This window comes from Chryseomicrobium palamuruense, assembly GCF_042649045.1.
In the GTDB taxonomy this organism is placed as follows: domain Bacteria; phylum Bacillota; class Bacilli; order Bacillales_A; family Planococcaceae; genus Chryseomicrobium; species Chryseomicrobium palamuruense.
In genome coordinates this window covers 127157-145294 of the sequence record NZ_JBHSEF010000011.1, presented here as the reverse complement: position 1 = coordinate 145294, position 18138 = coordinate 127157, and the positions used below count along the sequence as shown (strand labels likewise).

At 41.6% G+C, this 18138-nt stretch carries 16 protein-coding genes; all 16 read right to left on the bottom strand.

From position 1 onward, the window contains the following. Positions 1–23 precede the first annotated feature (23 nt). The 16 genes from ACFO0S_RS05240 to ACFO0S_RS05165 all read right to left on the bottom strand — a co-directional run bounded on the left by ACFO0S_RS05240 (position 24) and on the right by ACFO0S_RS05165 (position 18110). Positions 24–749, bottom strand: coding sequence for an SDR family NAD(P)-dependent oxidoreductase (locus ACFO0S_RS05240; RefSeq protein WP_378140761.1), 726 nt, complete (start codon positions 747–749; stop codon positions 24–26). Further along, positions 736–2028, bottom strand: a complete 1293-nt coding sequence (gene yfmH / locus ACFO0S_RS05235) for an EF-P 5-aminopentanol modification-associated protein YfmH (RefSeq protein WP_378140760.1) — start codon at positions 2026–2028, stop codon at positions 736–738. Before yfmH ends, ACFO0S_RS05240 begins: the two co-directional genes overlap by 14 nt. Continuing rightward, positions 2029–3294, bottom strand: coding sequence for an EF-P 5-aminopentanol modification-associated protein YfmF (gene yfmF / locus ACFO0S_RS05230; RefSeq protein WP_378140759.1), 1266 nt, complete (start codon positions 3292–3294; stop codon positions 2029–2031). Between the two features lie 111 nt (positions 3295–3405). Next, on the bottom strand, positions 3406–4368 hold the full coding sequence (locus tag ACFO0S_RS05225; RefSeq protein WP_378140758.1) for an ABC transporter permease: 963 nt from the start codon (positions 4366–4368) through the stop codon (positions 3406–3408). Further along, on the bottom strand, positions 4369–5418 hold the full coding sequence (locus ACFO0S_RS05220; protein WP_378140757.1) for an ABC transporter permease: 1050 nt from the start codon (positions 5416–5418) through the stop codon (positions 4369–4371). Further along, positions 5408–6955, bottom strand: a complete 1548-nt coding sequence (locus ACFO0S_RS05215) for an ABC transporter ATP-binding protein (RefSeq protein ID WP_378140756.1) — start codon at positions 6953–6955, stop codon at positions 5408–5410. The genes ACFO0S_RS05220 and ACFO0S_RS05215 overlap by 11 nt, the downstream gene beginning before the upstream one ends. Positions 6956–7091: 136 nt before the next feature. Continuing rightward, a complete protein-coding gene (locus tag ACFO0S_RS05210) occupies positions 7092–8174 on the bottom strand; it encodes a BMP family lipoprotein (protein ID WP_378140755.1) in 1083 nt (360 codons plus the stop codon). A gap of 45 nt (positions 8175–8219) precedes the next feature. After that, positions 8220–8948: a GntR family transcriptional regulator gene (locus ACFO0S_RS05205; RefSeq protein ID WP_378140754.1), complete on the bottom strand. Its 729-nt coding sequence runs from the start codon at positions 8946–8948 to the stop codon at positions 8220–8222. Between the two features lie 146 nt (positions 8949–9094). Then, positions 9095–11392 carry a DNA translocase FtsK gene (locus tag ACFO0S_RS05200; protein WP_378140753.1) on the bottom strand — a complete coding sequence of 766 codons (2298 nt, stop codon included), beginning with the start codon at positions 11390–11392 and terminating at the stop codon, positions 9095–9097. A gap of 66 nt (positions 11393–11458) precedes the next feature. Next, on the bottom strand, positions 11459–13171 hold the full coding sequence (locus tag ACFO0S_RS05195; RefSeq protein ID WP_378140752.1) for a ribonuclease J: 1713 nt from the start codon (positions 13169–13171) through the stop codon (positions 11459–11461). Between the two features lie 63 nt (positions 13172–13234). Then, a complete protein-coding gene (dapA, locus tag ACFO0S_RS05190; RefSeq protein ID WP_378140751.1) occupies positions 13235–14143 on the bottom strand; it encodes a 4-hydroxy-tetrahydrodipicolinate synthase in 909 nt (302 codons plus the stop codon). Then, on the bottom strand, positions 14140–15189 hold the full coding sequence (locus tag ACFO0S_RS05185; protein WP_378140750.1) for an aspartate-semialdehyde dehydrogenase: 1050 nt from the start codon (positions 15187–15189) through the stop codon (positions 14140–14142). Before ACFO0S_RS05185 ends, dapA begins: the two co-directional genes overlap by 4 nt. Positions 15190–15287: 98 nt before the next feature. Next, positions 15288–15878 carry a dipicolinate synthase subunit B gene (locus tag ACFO0S_RS05180; RefSeq protein WP_378140749.1) on the bottom strand — a complete coding sequence of 197 codons (591 nt, stop codon included), beginning with the start codon at positions 15876–15878 and terminating at the stop codon, positions 15288–15290. Next, positions 15865–16614 carry a hypothetical protein gene (locus ACFO0S_RS05175; protein ID WP_378140748.1) on the bottom strand — a complete coding sequence of 250 codons (750 nt, stop codon included), beginning with the start codon at positions 16612–16614 and terminating at the stop codon, positions 15865–15867. The genes ACFO0S_RS05180 and ACFO0S_RS05175 overlap by 14 nt, the downstream gene beginning before the upstream one ends. Beyond that, a complete protein-coding gene (locus ACFO0S_RS05170; protein WP_378140747.1) occupies positions 16611–16850 on the bottom strand; it encodes a YlmC/YmxH family sporulation protein in 240 nt (79 codons plus the stop codon). Before ACFO0S_RS05170 ends, ACFO0S_RS05175 begins: the two co-directional genes overlap by 4 nt. A gap of 48 nt (positions 16851–16898) precedes the next feature. Beyond that, positions 16899–18110 (bottom strand): M16 family metallopeptidase, encoded by a 1212-nt coding sequence (locus tag ACFO0S_RS05165; protein ID WP_378140746.1) that lies wholly within the window; start codon positions 18108–18110, stop codon positions 16899–16901. Positions 18111–18138: the final 28 nt, after the last annotated feature.

Genomic DNA, 18138 nt, shown 5'->3' with positions numbered 1-18138 from the left:
ATTTTATGTACAGAGTGAAGAATCTATCCAAGAAGATTCCATCCACCATCAACAAAAATTGCTTGACCCGTTATGTATCGACTATCCTCCGATAGAAGAAATCTAACAGCAAAAGCAACTTCTTCAGGCAATCCTGCTCGTTGTATGGGTATTTCACTTATTGTTAGTGTTATATCTTCCTCTGATAGATGTTGATGGATGTTAGAATAAATGAGCCCTGGACTCACCATATTGACACGGATCGGATAAGTAGCCCATTCTTTCGCTAAGCTTTTCATCATGCCAATCTGACCAGCTTTCATTGTACTGTACCAAGCTTCCCAAGATGCCCCAAGATGCCCAAAAATAGACCCAATGTATACGACGCTTCCACCTCTTAATTGGTTCTCTACTAGCTTTAAAATTAGGTACGGACCTTCCATATATTGATTAAATAAGGAGTGTCTCTCCTCGAAAGAGGTTTCGCCAAACTCCTTATACACGGTCGTTCCATGAGCGAAGACAACTGATGACAGTTCAAAAATAAAGGACAGGTCCTCTTTGGTCAACGTTTCTAATCGAAATTGATGGGCACTGAACCATTGAGCTGGGTACTGTGTAGTCAAACGGTCTACCAGTTCTATTGCCTTACTTTCCGAATGTACATAATGAATATAGACAGAGTACCCTGAGGCAGCAAGCAGCTCTACGATTGCAGAACCGATTGCTCCTGTGCCTCCTGTAACAAGAACAAACTTATTTTTTTCCATTTGGTAAAATGACGAACTGCGTATGGGCATCCGTGCTTTGTAATTGAGAGTATGCTGCTTTTAAATCGTCAATTGTCAGCGATTCAAGTACTGGCAATACTTGAAACAGGTCCATTTCATTCAACCGATAGCGCGTGAACTGGTTGGCAATATATTCAATGGAATTGAGGGCACGTAAAAAGGTGCCAATCTTACGTTTTTTCGTACGTTCTAATTGATCAGTTACTTGATTGAACTCCTCAAACGGAGTAGTTAAAAAATGACGTATTGCCTTGATCAGTTCCTGAGGCTTATCAGTATCTGAACCAATCATCGAGAATCCGTAACTGCTTTCCATAGAAAAGTCTGCTGAATAGGATTCATCGATAAAACCGTTTTCATAAGCCGTTGAATAAAAGGCGGATGCTCGACCAAATAGAATATCGATTGTCACTTGCATGGCGAGTTCATACTTTAACATATCATTCCCAGTCAATTGATGAACAGGAGCTTTTATCCCGTAAATGACTTTAGGTTGAACAACGTCCATTTGTAGTTCCCGGTAAGGAACAGCCACATGATCGGGTTCCTCGGGTAGCAAATGTTGGACTTCCGGTTTATCAGTAAAATGTTTCGATTCTTGATTCTTTCGCACAAGTTCCATAAATGCATCTGGTTCAACAGCTCCCACTGCAAATAGCACCATATTTGATGGATGATAGAATGTTTGATGACACAAATACAAATGTTCCGCTGTGATTTCTTGAATCGAATCAACTGTCCCTGCAATGTCGATTTTTACGGGGTGATGATGATACATATTTTCAATCGCACCAAAATACAAACGCCAATCCGGCATATCATCATACATCGTGATTTCCTGAGCGATAATTCCTTTTTCTTTATTCACTGTCGCTTCCGTAAAATAAGGAATCTGGACGAAATCGATTAATGTTTTCGTGTGGTTCTCGATGTTTTCAGTTGCTGAAAATAAATAGGCGGTGCGAGTAAATGAAGTAAAAGCGTTCGCTGACGCCCCTTCTTCACTAAACTTTTGAAAGACATCGCCATCTTCTTTTTCAAACATTTTATGTTCTAAGAAATGAGCAATCCCGTCAGGTACACGGACTTCTTGTTGCCCCGGTGGAATAAAATGATTGTCGATTGAACCGTATTTTGTTGTAAAAGTGACATAGGACTTTGAGAAGCCATTCTTTGGAAGAACATAAACTTCTAAACCGTTCTCCATTTTTTCGTAATAGAGGGATTCATTTAGTTGCTCAAAATGTAAGTGTTCCATTTAGTTCTCCTCCTTGCCAGCTAAAAAAAACGTATGGACTTTCCGGATGTCTTTCGCTAATTGTTGAATGGATTCCTTTGAAACATTTTCCCACTTAGAAGCCCATCCTTCAATTGTGAATTCTGGATCGATTTCATGATAGGAATCATACACTTCAATCATCCCTCGAGCAGAGTCGCGAATTTCAAGCAGCTGATTTTTTAACATGGATTTTGTTTGAACAAATTCTAAATCGGAAATATGACCTGAACGGATTTCCTCAAGCTGCGCATCTATTAGTTTTTCCGCTTTGTCTTTTTGGGCAGGTTCAATTCCACTGTTCGCAAATAGCAAACCGTAAGAAGAAGCAAACGAACTTGATGCGTAATACGCGAGACTCTCTTTCTCCCGGACATTCGTAAATAATTTCGAATGCGGGTACGCACCGAATATTCCATTTAGTAATTGCATGGTCGGGAATAGTGGCGATGAGCCGGTAACAGGAGTCTCATACGCCATATGCAATTTTCCTTGTTTCATCTCTTGAATTTCAGTGGTTGACCCTTCAGCCGTTTGAATTGTATCTATGTCAGAATGGATAACGAGTGAAGTTCGCGGATCAAAACCTAAATAGGTTGGGAGCAATTCGTTCCATTGCTGTTCGTCAATATCTCCCACTACATAAATGGAAATTTTATCTTCCTGTATCATGGAATGATAAGCTTCTTTGAGATCTTCTAATGTCATTCTTTCAATACGCTCTTTGTTTCCTGAGGCGGACATCGAAGCCGGATGATTCGGACGAATGATTTCAAGAAGACGTTGCTGAGCGAAGCGTGCTTTGTCTTCATATAAAGAGTCTAACCGACTAATCACTTGTTTTTTTTCTCTCGTAAAAATAGAGTCATCGAATGCATCTGTTAAAAAGAGAGGTTTACGTACGATGGCTTGAAGCAATTCACAAACCGCCTCCGTTACTGACGAACCGTTTAAATAGGAGTCATTCACAAAATCAGCATTTAAATGAAGATAATGACGTGCACCACGTTTTGTGGAGTCTAAATAAATGGAAGCACCATATAATTCATCCAGAGCTTGTCTGAATGCGGTATTGGTTGGTGTAAGCTGATTACTGAACTGAAGTATATTAGAAAGCACTGTCCGTCGGCCTGCGGCTTCCTCTGTCAGAGGTGCCTCGAATTTAATGGAAAGTGTGATGGTTTTAAACTGTTTAGTTGGAAGTGAGTAGAATGTCACTCCTTCTGAAAGCTTGCGTGCTGTAAACAAAATGACTGCCCCTTTCTCTAACGTTTAGTGTACCACTAACGTCTTGCTACGACTATCTCTAGTCAAGAATTCCACTGAAAAAGGCCTCCTATACGGAGGCCCTGAAAAAAATTATCGTTTTCCTTTAATATACGGTTTTCCGATTGCTTTTGGTGCACTTGCTTTTCCAATAAATCCAGCAAGAGCCAAGATCGTCAAGACGTAAGGTAATATATCCAGGTAAACTGATGGCACTTGATCGATGAAATCAATCGAACCACCTACAATTTTCAATGATTGAGCAAGACCAAAGAATAATGCTGCTCCCATCGCACCAAGTGGATGCCATTTACCAAAAATCATCGCGGCAAGAGCCATAAACCCTTGACCATTGATTGTTGAGTGTGAGAACTCATAAGAAATGGATTGAGCGTAAGCAGCTCCACCGATCCCTGCGAGCATCCCTGAAATAACAACAGCGATATAACGCATACGATTTACTTTGATTCCCATCGTGTCTGCTGCCATTGGATGTTCCCCTACTGAGCGGAGACGCAATCCAAATGGTGTCTTATAAATAACAAACCAAGCTAAGATGGCAATCGCAATCGCTAGAATCGATGTTGCATAGACATCATTAAAGAACATCGGTCCAATAACGGGAATATCTTTAAGTACTGGTATATCAAAGCGAATAAATTGTTGTGACACATAGTCAGTTTGACCTTTATCGTAAATAAGTTTCACTGCAAAAATAGCGAGTGCAGCCCCAAGCATGTTTATGGCAACACCAGAAATAACTTGGTCCGCTCGGAAGGTAATAGAGGCAACGGCATGTAACAATGAGAAAATCCCTGACACGACCATTGCGGCAAGTAATGCGAACCAGATTGTGGCTCCGCCTAATTGCTCGGCAAATGTTAAGTTAAAGACAATCCCGACAAATGCGCCCATTACCATGAGGCCTTCAAGTCCTATGTTAACTACACCGGATTTTTCCGAAAAGACCCCACCGATAGCTACAAAAATAAGTGGAGCTGCATAGGCGATTGAAACAGGAATAATAAAGTAGAGTGCATCTAAAAAGGCGCTCATTTATTTCGCCTCCTTTTTCTTGCTAATTTTCTCGAGGAATAGGCGAATGACATAGCCCGATGCTACAAAGAAAATAATGGTAGCGATAACAATTGAAACAATTTCCACTGGAACACCAGCTTGGTTTGGCATGTTTAAAGAACCATATTTTAATGCACCAAAGAGTGTTGCTCCAAATACAACTCCGAGTGGTGTGTTGGCTCCAAGTAAGGCGACGGCGATTCCGTCAAAACCGATCCCAGTAAACCCGCCTTTAACGTTAGCGTATTGGAATGTTCCTAACGCTTCCATCGCTCCGGCTAATCCTGCAAACATACCGGCAATAACCATAGACATAATAATATTGCGACTTACATTCATTCCTGCATATTCAGAAGCATGTTGGTTAAACCCAACCGCTTTCAATTCAAATCCTGTTTTGGTTTTCTCTAAAATAAACCACATGACAAACACCATAACGAGGGCAACTATAATTCCATAGTGGAGACGAGAGAAATCTGTTAAGCCTTGTAGGAATGGTGATGCAAGAGACGCACTTTCCGCTATACGACCTGTGTTGTCTCCACCGTCTGAGATGGAACGAATGAGCGCATTTGTTACGTAAAGGGCAATATAGTTCATCATGATCGTGACAATTACTTCATGGACGTGCAACTTCGCTTTAAGAATCCCAGGAATAAGTCCCCAAAATGCTCCAGCAAGTGCTGCCGCAATCAATGCGAGTGGTAAGTGTACAATAGCTGGTAGGTCTGTAAATGTGACACCAACCCATGCTGCAGCAAACCAGCCTACGATTAATTGACCTTCTACTCCAATATTAAATAGTCCCGTGCGAAAGGCGAATGCAACAGCAAGCCCAGCTAGGATATAAGGTGTGATTTGACGAATGGTTTCACCCATCGCATAAATATCTCCGAAGATGCCATTCCATAATGCTACGTATCCTTTGATTGGATCATAGCCACTTAAAACCATTATGATAGCTCCCACAATCAAACCCAATACGACAGACACAGCCGGTACGAGGATATTAATCAGTCTATTCGACATGAGCTGTCTCCCCCTGTTTCGTTCGTTTCTTCTTTGCTTGTCCGGCCATCAACAACCCAAGTTCTTGTTCTGTTGTCTGTTTTGGATCAAGCGTATCAATAATGTATCCATCATACATAACTGCAATACGGTCTGATACATTCATCACTTCATCTAATTCATAAGAAAGTAAAAGAACTGCTTTCCCATTATCTCGTTGCTCAATTAAACGTTGATGAATGAATTCGATCGCACCAACATCTAGCCCACGTGTCGGCAATGCAGCAATCAACAAATCTGGGTCCCGATATACTTCTCGCCCAATAATCGCTTTTTGCTGATTACCACCTGAAAGTGAACGCGCTAAAGCATCTTCACCAGTCGTACGCACATCATAATCGGCAATAATTTTTTTAGCTAGCTCTGAAACTTTTGAGTAGTTCATAATTCCATTCTTAGCAATTGGTTCTTGATAATATGTTTGAAGTGCAATATTGTGACCAATTGGGAAATCGAGAACCAATCCATGTTTATGACGATCTTCAGGGATGTGACCAATTCCACTCTCCGTCACTTTACGTGGTTTGAATCCTGTAATATCGTTTCCATTTAGAGTAATTGACCCAGACTTTGACTTTCGAAGCCCCGTAATGGCTTCAATCAGCTCACTTTGTCCGTTTCCGTCAATACCCGCAAGTCCAAGGATTTCTCCTTTACGAACTGTCAAATTTAAATTTTTCACTTTGTCAATTCCGCGGTAATCTTGAACAACAAGGTCTTTAATGACTAGCGTGTCTTCACCTGGTGTAGCCTCTTTTTTAATTGTCTTAAATTCAACTTGACGCCCTACCATCAGTGAAGCTAATTCATCCGGGTTCGTCTCTGCTGTAACAACAGTACCAATTCCCTTACCTTTTCGAATAACAGTTACTCGGTCCGATACATCCATGATTTCTTTTAATTTATGAGTAATTAGGATGATCGATTTACCTTCTGCAATTAAGCGTTTCATGATTTGGATCAAATCATCAATTTCTTGAGGAGTCAACGAAGCAGTTGGTTCATCAAAAATGAGAATTTCCGCCCCACGAAAAAGCGTTTTCAAGATTTCAACACGTTGCTGCATTCCTACAGAAATATCTTCAATCTTCGCAGTTGGGTCTACATCAAGTCCATATGTTTCTGAAAGCTCTGTTATTTTTCGGGCAGCCACTCGTTTATCAATGACGCCACCTCTTGTTAATTCATTCCCTAAGATAATATTCTCTGTAACAGTAAAGTTTTCAACGAGCATAAAGTGTTGGTGAACCATACCGATTCCTAAATCATTCGCAATATTTGGGTTAGCAATAGAGACTTTTTCACCTTTCACTCGAATTTCTCCACCTTCTGGCTGATAGAGACCAAATAACACATTCATCAATGTGGATTTCCCAGCTCCATTTTCACCAAGCAATGCATGAATCTCACCCTTTTTTAATTGAAGGGTAATATTATCATTTGCAACGAAGTTACCAAACTGTTTACGGATGTTGAGCATTTCGATAACATACTCCACTGATCTCACTCCAATTCTATCTAAATAACACATGAAAGATTTTGAACACAAAAATCTTTCATCTATTATTTGGATTTTAGCTAAAAAAAGATCATAAAGACCGATAGATATCGGTCTTTATGATTCTTGCATTCACTTACTCTACAGTTTCAGGTACTACGATGTCACCATCAACGATTTGTTGTTTGAACTCATCGATTTGAGCCATGATGTCATCTGGAATCGCACCACGAGAATCTGCAAGGGCTACACCTTCTTCAGCTAAACCGTAAACTGTTGATTCGCCACCTGGGAATTCACCGTTCTTAGCCGCTTCAGAGATACGGATGACTGCTTCATCAACACGCTTCAACATTGAAGTCAATGTTACGTTTGTATCGCCAACAGCACCTTCATCGTACTGGTCAGAGTCAACTCCGATTACCCATACGTTTGCGTTCGCATCTTTGGTTTTACGCTCTTTCGCTTCTGCGAAAACACCGTTACCCGTACCACCAGCAGCGTGGAAGATAATGTCTACGCCTGAAGAATACATACGGTTCGCAGTTGTTTTACCAAGTGACGCATCGTCAAATGAGCCAGTGTACTGTACATCTACTTCGATAGATGGATCAACTGCTGCTACTCCAGCAAGGAATCCTGCTTCAAAGCGCTCGATTACTGGAATTTCCATTCCACCAACAAAACCGATTTGTTTTGATTCAGACATAAGCGCAGCAGCTACACCCGCTAGGAATGCACCCTCTTGCTCTTTGAAAAGAACAGATGCTACGTTTGGCTGATCAACAACTGCATCAATAATAGCAAGTTGTGCTTCTGGTTGTTGTTGAGCGATATCATTTACAGCAGCTTCCATTAAGAAACCAATTCCAAATACCACGTCAAAGTCACGACGAACTAAGTTGTTTAAGTTTGTTACGTAGTCAGCATCTGAAGCCGATTGAAGGTAATCATAACCACCATCACCCTGAGCTAGACCGTTGTCTTCACCGAACTGTTTGATACCTTCCCAAGCAGATTGGTTGAATGACTTGTCGTCTACTCCACCAATGTCAGTAACCATCGCTACAGAAAAATCAGCTGTTTCTTCTGTATCTGTGCTACCTTCACCAGCGTTACCATTTGTTTCTGGTGTTTCTTCATCCGAACCACAAGCTGCAAGTAAAGTACCTGCTGCCAACATTGCTGAAAGACCTAAACCGTATTTGCGTTTTGACACGTTAATTACCTCCAAAATTAGTTTCTTATTAGTAGGAATTGATCGTTACACCCGCTTACGAATCACATGGAAACTGAATTTGTCTGCTCGGAAATAGTTTTTCGAGTACAGAACCACTCGGTCTTGTTCATCATAATGAAGCTGCTTTAACACAAGAAGTGCTGTTTCTGGCTCACAATTTAAAGTAGGCGATGCCACGTCATGATACCCCATCGGATCAATGAATGTCACTGCGTGCGATACACGTAACTCCCCAGATTGTTCAAGAGCAGAAAAGAGAGAACCCTCTTGCCGACTCAAATAATCTTCCGGAAGATATTTAGCGGGAACTTTGTCGACACAATAGACGACAGGATCACCGTTAGCTGTACGTACGCGCTCAATAGTAACAATCATATCTTCTTCTGAGCAATCAAATCGCTGCACGTCTTCTTCTGTTGGAAGCGATTGCAAAGAACTTAAATAAATAACTCCAGGCTCCATTCCTGCTTTTTTGATCATGGATGAAACACTGGATAACTGTTCAATGCCAGAAGTGAAGACGGGCTTTGAGTTCACAAATGTACCGACTCCGTGTCTTCTGACAATCACATTCTCCTCTTCGAGTAACCGAAGAGCTTCTCGCAAAGTTGCACGACTTACGCCGAGCATTTTTGCAAGTTCGAATTCAGAGGGAAGTTTTTCCTTCTCTTTGAATACTCCATTGTCGATATCTTTTTTGATACGATCAATCACCTGCAAGTATAAATGTCGCTGGTCAAGCTTAATTGACACTTAAAACACCACCAATAAACAAAGAGATCAGACCTCTGATGTAAAACATTCCTACTAATCAGTCATACTATACCATTTAAAAACTTAAAAATAAATAGTTTTTTCAGATCAAATGCAAAACTCTTAATCTTTTTGTAACCTTTTTGTCATACTTCTTCATTTTCATATGTCACACGATTCATTAGAACTTGGCGTGGTTTTGACCCTTCGTACGGTCCCACAATTCCTGCAAGTTCTAATTGATCAATAATCCGTGCCGCCCGAGAATAACCTACACGGAACCGTCTTTGAATCATCGATACTGAAGCTGTCTGCATCTCCATAACAAGTGTAGCAGCGTCATCAAATAGGTCGTCTCTTTCTTCTTGTGAAATTTGTTCTTCTGATTCTGATGGAATCATCTCTTCCACATAGTTTGCCTTCTGCTGTTCAATCACCGCATCTACGATTCGTTCCACTTCTGCATCCGAAACAAATGCTCCTTGCACACGTACCGGTTTTGAATTTCCAGACGGATGGAATAACATATCTCCTCGTCCAAGCAATTTCTCTGCTCCACCCATATCTAAAATCGTACGAGAATCGATAGCAGATGATACGGCGAACGCAATTCGAGAAGGAATATTGGCCTTAATAATACCGGTAATCACGTCGACACTTGGGCGCTGTGTGGCAATGATCAAATGGATGCCTGAAGCCCGAGCCATCTGAGCGAGACGGGTGATGGAATCTTCTACATCATTGGATGCAACCATCATAAGGTCTGCTAACTCGTCCACAAACACCACTATATAAGGAAGTTTGGCGTGTTGTTCTTCGTTTTCGCTATTCCATTTGTCCACGAACTGGTTATAGCCTTCCATATTGCGTGTACCCGTGTGTGAAAACAAATCATAACGGCGTTCCATCTCAGAGACAATTTTCTTAAGGGCTTGCGACGCTTTACGTGGGTCCGTTACTACAGGAGCCAGTAAATGAGGAATCCCGTTATAGACATTTAATTCCACCATTTTCGGGTCAATCATCATCATCTTGACTTCATGTGGCTTTGCTCGCATCATCAAGCTCACAATAATACCGTTCATACATACACTTTTCCCAGACCCTGTAGATCCTGCGACAAGCATATGAGGCATTTTATTCAGTTCTGCGATGACAGCATTCCCTGTAATATCGCGGCCAAGGGCTACGGTCAGCTTCCCAGAGTTTTCTGTTTGACTTTCTTCAAGAACTTCACGCAAACTCACCATTGCGACTTCTGAATTTGGAACTTCGATTCCGATGGCTGACTTTCCAGGAATCGGTGCTTCTATCCGAATGTCACGAGCGGCAAGGGCAAGGGCTAAATCATCACTTAGACTGACTATTCGGCTTACCTTCACTCCAACGTCTGGCAATACTTCATATTTTGTAACCGCCGGCCCTAGGTGAACTTGTGTGACCTTCGCTTTGACACCGAAACTCAAAAACGTTTGTTCCAACTTTTTGGCATTGGACTGAATGGCGCCTAGCTCTGAACTTTGATCGGCATGAGGAGAAGGTGTTAGCAAATCCATAGATGGCAGTATGTATGCTTCATTCTCCGCTTGTTCTTCTGCCAGATTTATCGCAATATCAGGTAAAGGTTCTTGATCCACTTCAGCTGTCTCTTCCACTTTCGGCTTTGGTTTTGGTCGCTCATTAAACGCGGAGATAATCGGTTCTCGATCGACCTGTTCTTCGTGAGAAGGTGTCTGAAGCGGCACGTCCACAAGTACAAGTGGTGATTCGACAGTAGCTACTTCTTTTTTCGCTTGATGTTTTGGTATTGGCTTTGGTTTGGACTTTCTCTCAACGAATTGTTGCTGAATTTTTTCATAAGCACTACCAGATACGGTAGCTACCTGTTTTCCTGCCCATGGTAAAAGAGCTCTCCCCGTAATCAAAATCAATCCGATGCTTATAAGAATCCAAGCAAATAGCACGGCTCCTCCCTCCGCCATCAATCCACGGCTGAATGCATACAATACACCACCAACTAATCCTCCGCCCTTATTAGCAGTCGCTGTATCACTAAAAAGAACATTCATCGTTTCTTTCATGACCGACGCGTCTACATCGAATCCGACTTCTTGACGTGCCGTAAACATGACATGATGACGTATGATAAGAATTCCTGAAACGACAATTATACTCCCACCAGTGATTCGATTGGTCCACTTCGGAATGGACTGCTTAATCATCATCCATAAGGCGAACAGAATGAAAAAGAAAGGCAATACAAAGTGAAGGTCCCCAAAGAGACTCGTACCGATAAAGTGAAGTCCTCTACCAAGTGGCCCGTATTCAAATATCGCAATAATGGCTAGGCCTATTAAAATTAGTCCAAAAATTTCAAATAGCAGCGGATGCAGCTGCTGTTTTTTGCGTTTCTTCGTTGATTTCGCTTTTGCTTTTCTCGACACGCTGCTTCCCCCTCTAATTGTGATAAAAAGGGTTCCCTCCCCGAAAGGTGGAAACCCTCATTCATTTTAATATTCCATAATGATAGGAATGATCATTGGTCGACGTTTGGTTTGTTGGAATAGATACGAATGTAATGTATCACGAATTTCTTGTTTAATATTCGTCCACTCAAACGAATCTTTTTCCGTGTATTTCTCGACCACTGTCTTTACTTTCTGTTGTGCTTCTTGAAGTAACTCTTCTGATTCCCGCACATAAACAAAGCCACGAGAAATTACTTCAGGACCGGAAGCAATTTTCCGCTTCTTACGGTCAAGAGTGACAACCACAATAAAGATTCCATCTTGAGATAATAGTTTACGATCACGGAGGACAATGTTTCCAACGTCCCCGACACCAATTCCATCAATTAAAACATTTCCAGCAGTAACACGACCACTCATGCGAACTTTGTTGTTTTTAAATTCCACAATATCGCCTTTGTCTGCTATAAAGATTTGCGATTTATGAAGTCCCACTTGCTGTGCAAGTTTCGAGTGCGCAATCAACATGCGGTACTCTCCTTGTACAGGGATAAAGTATTTAGGCTTCAATAAGTTGATCATCATCTTTAAATCTTCTTGACTGCCATGACCTGAAACATGAACATTTTTAGCAGACGTTAATACTCTCGCGCCAGCCTTCGCAATATTATTCATGCTGTGATACATGCTTACTTCCATTCCTGGAGAAGGAGTGAATGTAATTAAAACGGTATCGGTTTGAATGATTTTGATTTCGCGGTGCTGCTTTCGTACCATTTTTTCAAGTGCTTCGAGCGGCTCTCCTTGTGTACCGGAAACGATGATTACGAGTTTATCGTCATCTACAGAACTAATTTCCTTCAGCGGAACAAGGACATCTTCCCCTACATTCATATAGCCTAAATCAATAGCGATTTTCATAATCGTTTCTAATGTTTTTCCTACTAAAGCGACTTTTTTACCTGTTTCTTGAGCTTTATCGAGCACTTGTTGGATACGAATAAAATTTGATGCATAAAGAGCAACGATGACACGGCCTTTTGCTCCATAAAATGTATCGGATAGTTGATTGGATACCACAAACTCCGATGTTGTATATCCTGGGCGTTCTGCTTCTGTAGAATCAGAAAGAAGCATAAATACTCCTTGTTCGCCAAGAGCAGCGAGCTTCCCTAGGTCAGGAGCGTACTTTCCTTGTGCCGATTGATCAAACTTAAATTCACTTGTATAGACAATCGGCCCTTCCGAAGTATGGAACACAATTCCCAATGTGTCGGGAATACTATGTGTTACATGGAAGAACGTCACATGCGTACGTTGGAAATTCATGCGACTTGAATTCGTCACTTCAAAAAATTTGACTGGTTGCTTTGGTTTTAAATCTTTTAAGTGGGTCTTTGCAAGAGCTAATGTTAATTTAGAACCATAGACAGGTGCCGAAATTTTCTGTAGCAAGTAGGCTACAGAGCCAATTGCGTCTTCATGACCATGTGTTAGAAAAATTCCTTTCACTCGGTCTTTATTTTCTTCTAAATACGTTAGGTCTGGAATGACAATGTCGATGCCGAGCATTTCGTTCTCTGGGAACATCAAGCCACTATCCACGACAAAAATCTCATCATCGATTTCAACTACGTACATTGCCTTTCCGATTTCTCCTACTCCGCCAAGCGGAATTACGCGTATTAATTCATTTACTGTTTTCAATTGATTTCCTCCTAAAATAAGTACCCGTACCTTCTCACTATTTTTCATTATAGCTTACTGCCACCGTTTTAGAAAGTACCACTACACCAAGAAAAAAAGACTGAGCTAAGCTCAGCCTTTCGCATTTTCAACGAGGTTATTCCATTGATCTTTAAAATCATCCCAAATCGAGTCAAATTGCTTCTTTTCATCCTCAGATAGACTTAGTAAAGGCAATCTTACAGCATCATGAAAACTTGCTACTTTAGAGAGGGCATATTTGACAACAGTCGGATTAGGTGATGTAAATAAAGCTTCAAATACGGGCAAGAGGAGCTGGTGCATGTGAGCCGCTTCCTGGACATTGCCCTGTTCAAACTTTTCTATCATTAGGGTCATTTCAGGACCCACTACATGTGCGGCAACTGATACTGTGCCACTTGAACCAATACTAAGTAGTGGAAGAGTCAGTCCGTCATCACCTGAATAGACTTGCAATGAAGAGGCGCTCTTTCTCATCACTTCTGAAATCTGGTTTAAGTTCCCGCTTGCTTCTTTCATCCATAAAATATGCGGATGCTGACTCAAGGTAACTGTTGTCTCAGTGTCCATATTGACTACCGAACGTCCTGGTATGTTATAGAGCATGATCGGCTTGGTTGCCACATCTGCAATCGCCGTAAAATGAGCAACCATACTTCGCTGATTCGGTTTATTATAGTACGGAGCAACAAGCATGGATCCATCAACACCTACTTGCTCGACTGCTCGAGTGAAATCAATGGATTGTTGTGTATTGTTGGATCCAGTTCCCGCAATGACAGGTACTCTTCCTGCTACATGTTGAACGGTAGCTCCAATTAGCTCTATTTTTTCTTCACCTGAGAGTGTTGGTGATTCTGCAGTCGTTCCATTGACGACGATGGCTGTTGTCCCTGTAGACAGTAGATGATCAATGAGTCTAGGAAGTTCCGTATAATCAATTGTAAGTTCTCTTGTAAACGGAGTTATCATCGCTGTCGGTAATTTTCCGAGGTTCATTCCTGCACCTCTTTTACGAGCCCAAGCTCAATCATTTTTTCGGCGATTTGAATCGAATTCAATGCCGCACCTTTCAATAAATTGTCTGCAACAATCCACAGGTGTATGCCTGTTGGTGTATGAGGGTCTTTACGAATACGGCCGACATAGACAGGGTCTTGATCTTCCGCATAAAGCGGCATTGGATACAATTGATTTGCAGGGTCATCTTGTAAAACAACACCCTCTGCCTCCGCTAAAACTTGGCGGATTTCATCTAGAGATAATTCTTTTTCTGTTTCGACATAAACCGATTCGGAGTGACCTGTCACTACGGGCACACGAACACATGTGGCCGCAATTTCCAAATCCGGAAGCTCCATAATTTTCTTTGTTTCATTCATCATCTTGAGTTCCTCAAATGTAAATCCATTGTCCTCAAATACATCAATCTGTGGCAATAAATTTCCAGCAATCGGATAATGCTTCTCTAAACTCTTCACTGGTAGGACAGAAGGATTAGGTGTCACTTCTCGCAATCCTCTACTTTCCTTTTCCAATTCATCAATGGCAGCTGATCCTGCACCTGAGACCGCCTGATATGTTGACACAATTACCTTTTTAACGCCTGCTTTTTTGCGAAGAGGTTCAAGTGCACAGACCATTTGAATGGTTGAGCAGTTGGGATTTGCAATAATTCCTGAATGTTGAGCAAGTGCTTGCGGATTCACTTCAGGTACGACAAGAGGCGTGTTCGGATCCATTCGGAATGCACTTGTATTATCTATGACAATCGCTCCGCGAGCAGCTGCTTCTTTCGCAAGGACTTTTGATACGGCTCCTCCTGCTGAGAAAAATGCAAATTGGACCCCTTCAAATGCTTCCGGTCTGGCTTCCTCCACAGTTACGGGATGTCCATTATAAGAAAGTTCAGTCCCTGCTGATTTCGCAGATGCTAATAGTTTGATTGATTTAACTGGAAAGTCCCTCTCGGCTAACTTCTCTGCTATTTTCCGGCCAACCGCTCCGGTGGCTCCTACAATGGCTACTGTATATCTTTTACTCACGTGTGAACTCTCCTTCCGTAATACATAATGGCGCTATTGTAACACAGGATGCATGAAAATTCATCCGGTTTGTGAAATAATTATTACTTATATTTGATTTAGTTATAACTAATAAATAAAGGCTGTAATTGCTTTCCATCTAACGCTTCTTCAACAGTTCTACTAATTTGATTAAAATCAGCTACAAGAGATGTCGGTTTTTTAATCGGGTCATCTTGACCAAGCGGTACAAGATACACGTGTTTCGCTCGCATTAGATTCATGAGATTCGTTCCATTTAACCCTAAGGCATCATTCGTAGAAACGGCAATTACGACAGGCTTACGATTTCGGAGTGTGGCTTTCGCTGCCATTAAGACTGGAGAGTCGGTCTGTGCATTGGCTAATTTACTGAGTGAACTTCCTGTAAGCGGGGCAATCACCATGCAATCAAGTGGAATGATCGGTCCAAAGGGTTCTGCATCTGCAATCGTGGATACTACGGACCGTCCACACAACCCTTCAATTTTTTGAATCCATTCTTCCCCCGTCCCAAATCTCGTGTTCGCATGAAGGACTGAATACGTGACGACAGGATGAACTTCAGCCCCTTCGTCAAGCAATTGAGTGATCATGGCTTCTAGTTCCGGAAAAGTACAGTGTGAAGCTGTCACACCAAATCCAATTCGTTTTCCACTAAGCGTTCCCACGCAAAATCCCCTTTCGTATCAGTAATCGTAGAAATTCAAACGCTGCATCTTCCGGATAGATTTTCCCAGGAAGTGATAGCAACGGATAATAATTCGCTTGCGCATCTTGCATCAGACACCCTGGTGCAGAGGCGAGGTCTAAAATGAGAGTAAGATTCTCAGCTTGTTGGCTCGATAACCAAGGTGCTGGAATTGTATTAATACATATAGAATTTTTAAAAGGTGCATCTAAATTTTTTGCATCAAATTGATGAAGCCTTGCTTCTGCTTGCTGACTTTTAGAGCGTGTACGTATGGACACATCAGCCCCTAAGAGATATAACTTTCGTGCCACTCGTTTTCCTACTCGTCCATAACCAGCAATATCAAAAGAGTAGCTTGCGATTCGCTTCTCTAAAGTGGGAATTAACCATTTTAAAAATGAATCAGCTGTCAGTTCCGCGTTACTCCATAGCCAATCCTCGTCTTCTGTATAGTGGAATAGCAATGTATTCGTTGTTCTGTGAAGTGGTTGTCTACTTCCTGACCATACATGTTTGACTGTACTAGGAATAGCAAGTTCATTTTGATTTACTAACTTGCCGATTGGTAAAAATAATAAGTCAATAGGCGCGGAACAATCGTCACTTGATGAAAAGTCTTCCCATGATTGAAAATAGGAAACATTCCCATAGGTTTGCAAAAGGACTGCTAAATGCTCATACCGGTCATCTGTTCCAATAATAACAATCTTCATGTCTCATCTCTTTCAAACAACACATATTCTTTTCCGATTACTTGAATGCTCTCCCATGGAACAAAGAAAAGCGTTTCCTGCTTTTTCGCACGCCATGATTTAGGACTTTTCACTTCAATGCCTTGCAATCGACCCGTGACTGGATCCACCACAAGTTCCGCTTCTTGAAGCAATCCATATTTTTTTCCATCCCGCATACCTGCCAGTTCCTTCTGAGTTAATTCGGATAAACGCATAAAACCCCCCTCCCGTTACTATATGCAGTAGCAGGAAGGGAGTTTCATTTAGCTCGGCAGGATAAGAGATTTCGCACTTTTTTGTATAAACAGCTGGCTCACTTGTTCAATATCATGGAGAGTGACCTGTTGATAACGGTTCACGTATTCATCTATCGACTTTTGATAGCCATAAAGAATTTCGTTTCGAGCCAGGCGGTTCATCCATGTCGTTGAATTTTCTAATGATAAATAGATGTTTGAAATAATTTGATCTTTGGCATTCTCAAGCTCTATCTCTGTAAATCCTGTTTCTAATAGGTGGTTCACGCTCTCATGGATAGCAGCCTCGAGTTCTTCTAACTGCTCAGGCGACGTTCCTCCGTAGATAGCAAAGACACCCTGATCAATATATGACGTATGGTACGAATATATGGAATAAGCTAAGCCCCGTGTTTCACGAATTTCTTGGAACAACCTTGAGGACATCGAACCTCCAAGCATCGTTTGCAGTAAAACTGTGGCATAGATTTGTTCATCCTTGACTCCGCTTGAAGGCCATGCGATGGTCAAATGGGCTTGTTCCACTTCTTTTGTATTTCTTACCTCAGTAGCATGAAAAAGAGCCGGCTGGAGAACTGATTTTTGGGGTTCCTCCCAAGAGACCTGTCCAAACACTTGTTCAAGATAAGGGATCATATCATCCTCGATATTTCCTGCAAGTGACACGATAATTCGGCTTGGGTGATAGGCATCCTTATAGAAAGCTAACACATCATCTCTTGAAAAAGATGCGAGTGTCTCTTTCGTTCCTAAGATCGAATGGCCAAGTGGATGATCTGGGTACATCGCTTCCCATAAATATTCATGGACACAATCATCTGGTGTATCTTCGACCATATGAATCTCTTCGATGATCACCTGCTTTTCTCGTTCCATTTCTTCCTCATCAAATACCGAGTTCCACAGCATGTCGGCTAATAAGTCGATCGCTTCTTTGGTATACCGGTCAAGAACACGAGTGTAATAACAGGTCTGTTCTTTAGATGTATACGCATTGCTATTTCCACCAATACGGTCAAATGCAATGGCTAGATCTTTCGCACTTCGCGTTTGTGTGCCTTTAAATAGCATATGTTCAATGAAATGAGCCATTCCAGCTTGTTCGGCTGTTTCATGACGTGATCCAGCCTCGATCCAAACTCCGATTGATACTGCACGTGTATGTGACATGGGATGCACAATGACCCGTACACCATTTTTAAGTATATGTTTTGTCATATTGTTCTTTACCCTCTCTAACGTTAGA

What these genes read in the sequence shown, in the direction of transcription:
- ACFO0S_RS05240 (WP_378140761.1), bottom strand. Translation starts at nt 749, where the DNA reads ATGGAAAAAAATAAGTTTGTTCTTGTTACAGGAGGCACAGGAGCAATC.
- yfmH (WP_378140760.1), bottom strand. Translation starts at nt 2,028, where the DNA reads ATGGAACACTTACATTTTGAGCAACTAAATGAATCCCTCTATTACGAA.
- ACFO0S_RS05225 (WP_378140758.1), bottom strand. Translation starts at nt 4,368, where the DNA reads ATGAGCGCCTTTTTAGATGCACTCTACTTTATTATTCCTGTTTCAATC.
- ACFO0S_RS05220 (WP_378140757.1), bottom strand. Translation starts at nt 5,418, where the DNA reads ATGTCGAATAGACTGATTAATATCCTCGTACCGGCTGTGTCTGTCGTA.
- ACFO0S_RS05195 (WP_378140752.1), bottom strand. Translation starts at nt 13,171, where the DNA reads ATGAAAAATAGTGAGAAGGTACGGGTACTTATTTTAGGAGGAAATCAA.
- dapA (WP_378140751.1), bottom strand. Translation starts at nt 14,143, where the DNA reads ATGAACCTCGGAAAATTACCGACAGCGATGATAACTCCGTTTACAAGA.
- ACFO0S_RS05175 (WP_378140748.1), bottom strand. Translation starts at nt 16,614, where the DNA reads ATGAAGATTGTTATTATTGGAACAGATGACCGGTATGAGCATTTAGCA.
- ACFO0S_RS05170 (WP_378140747.1), bottom strand. Translation starts at nt 16,850, where the DNA reads ATGCGTTTATCCGAATTAACTCAGAAGGAACTGGCAGGTATGCGGGAT.
- ACFO0S_RS05165 (WP_378140746.1), bottom strand. Translation starts at nt 18,110, where the DNA reads ATGACAAAACATATACTTAAAAATGGTGTACGGGTCATTGTGCATCCC.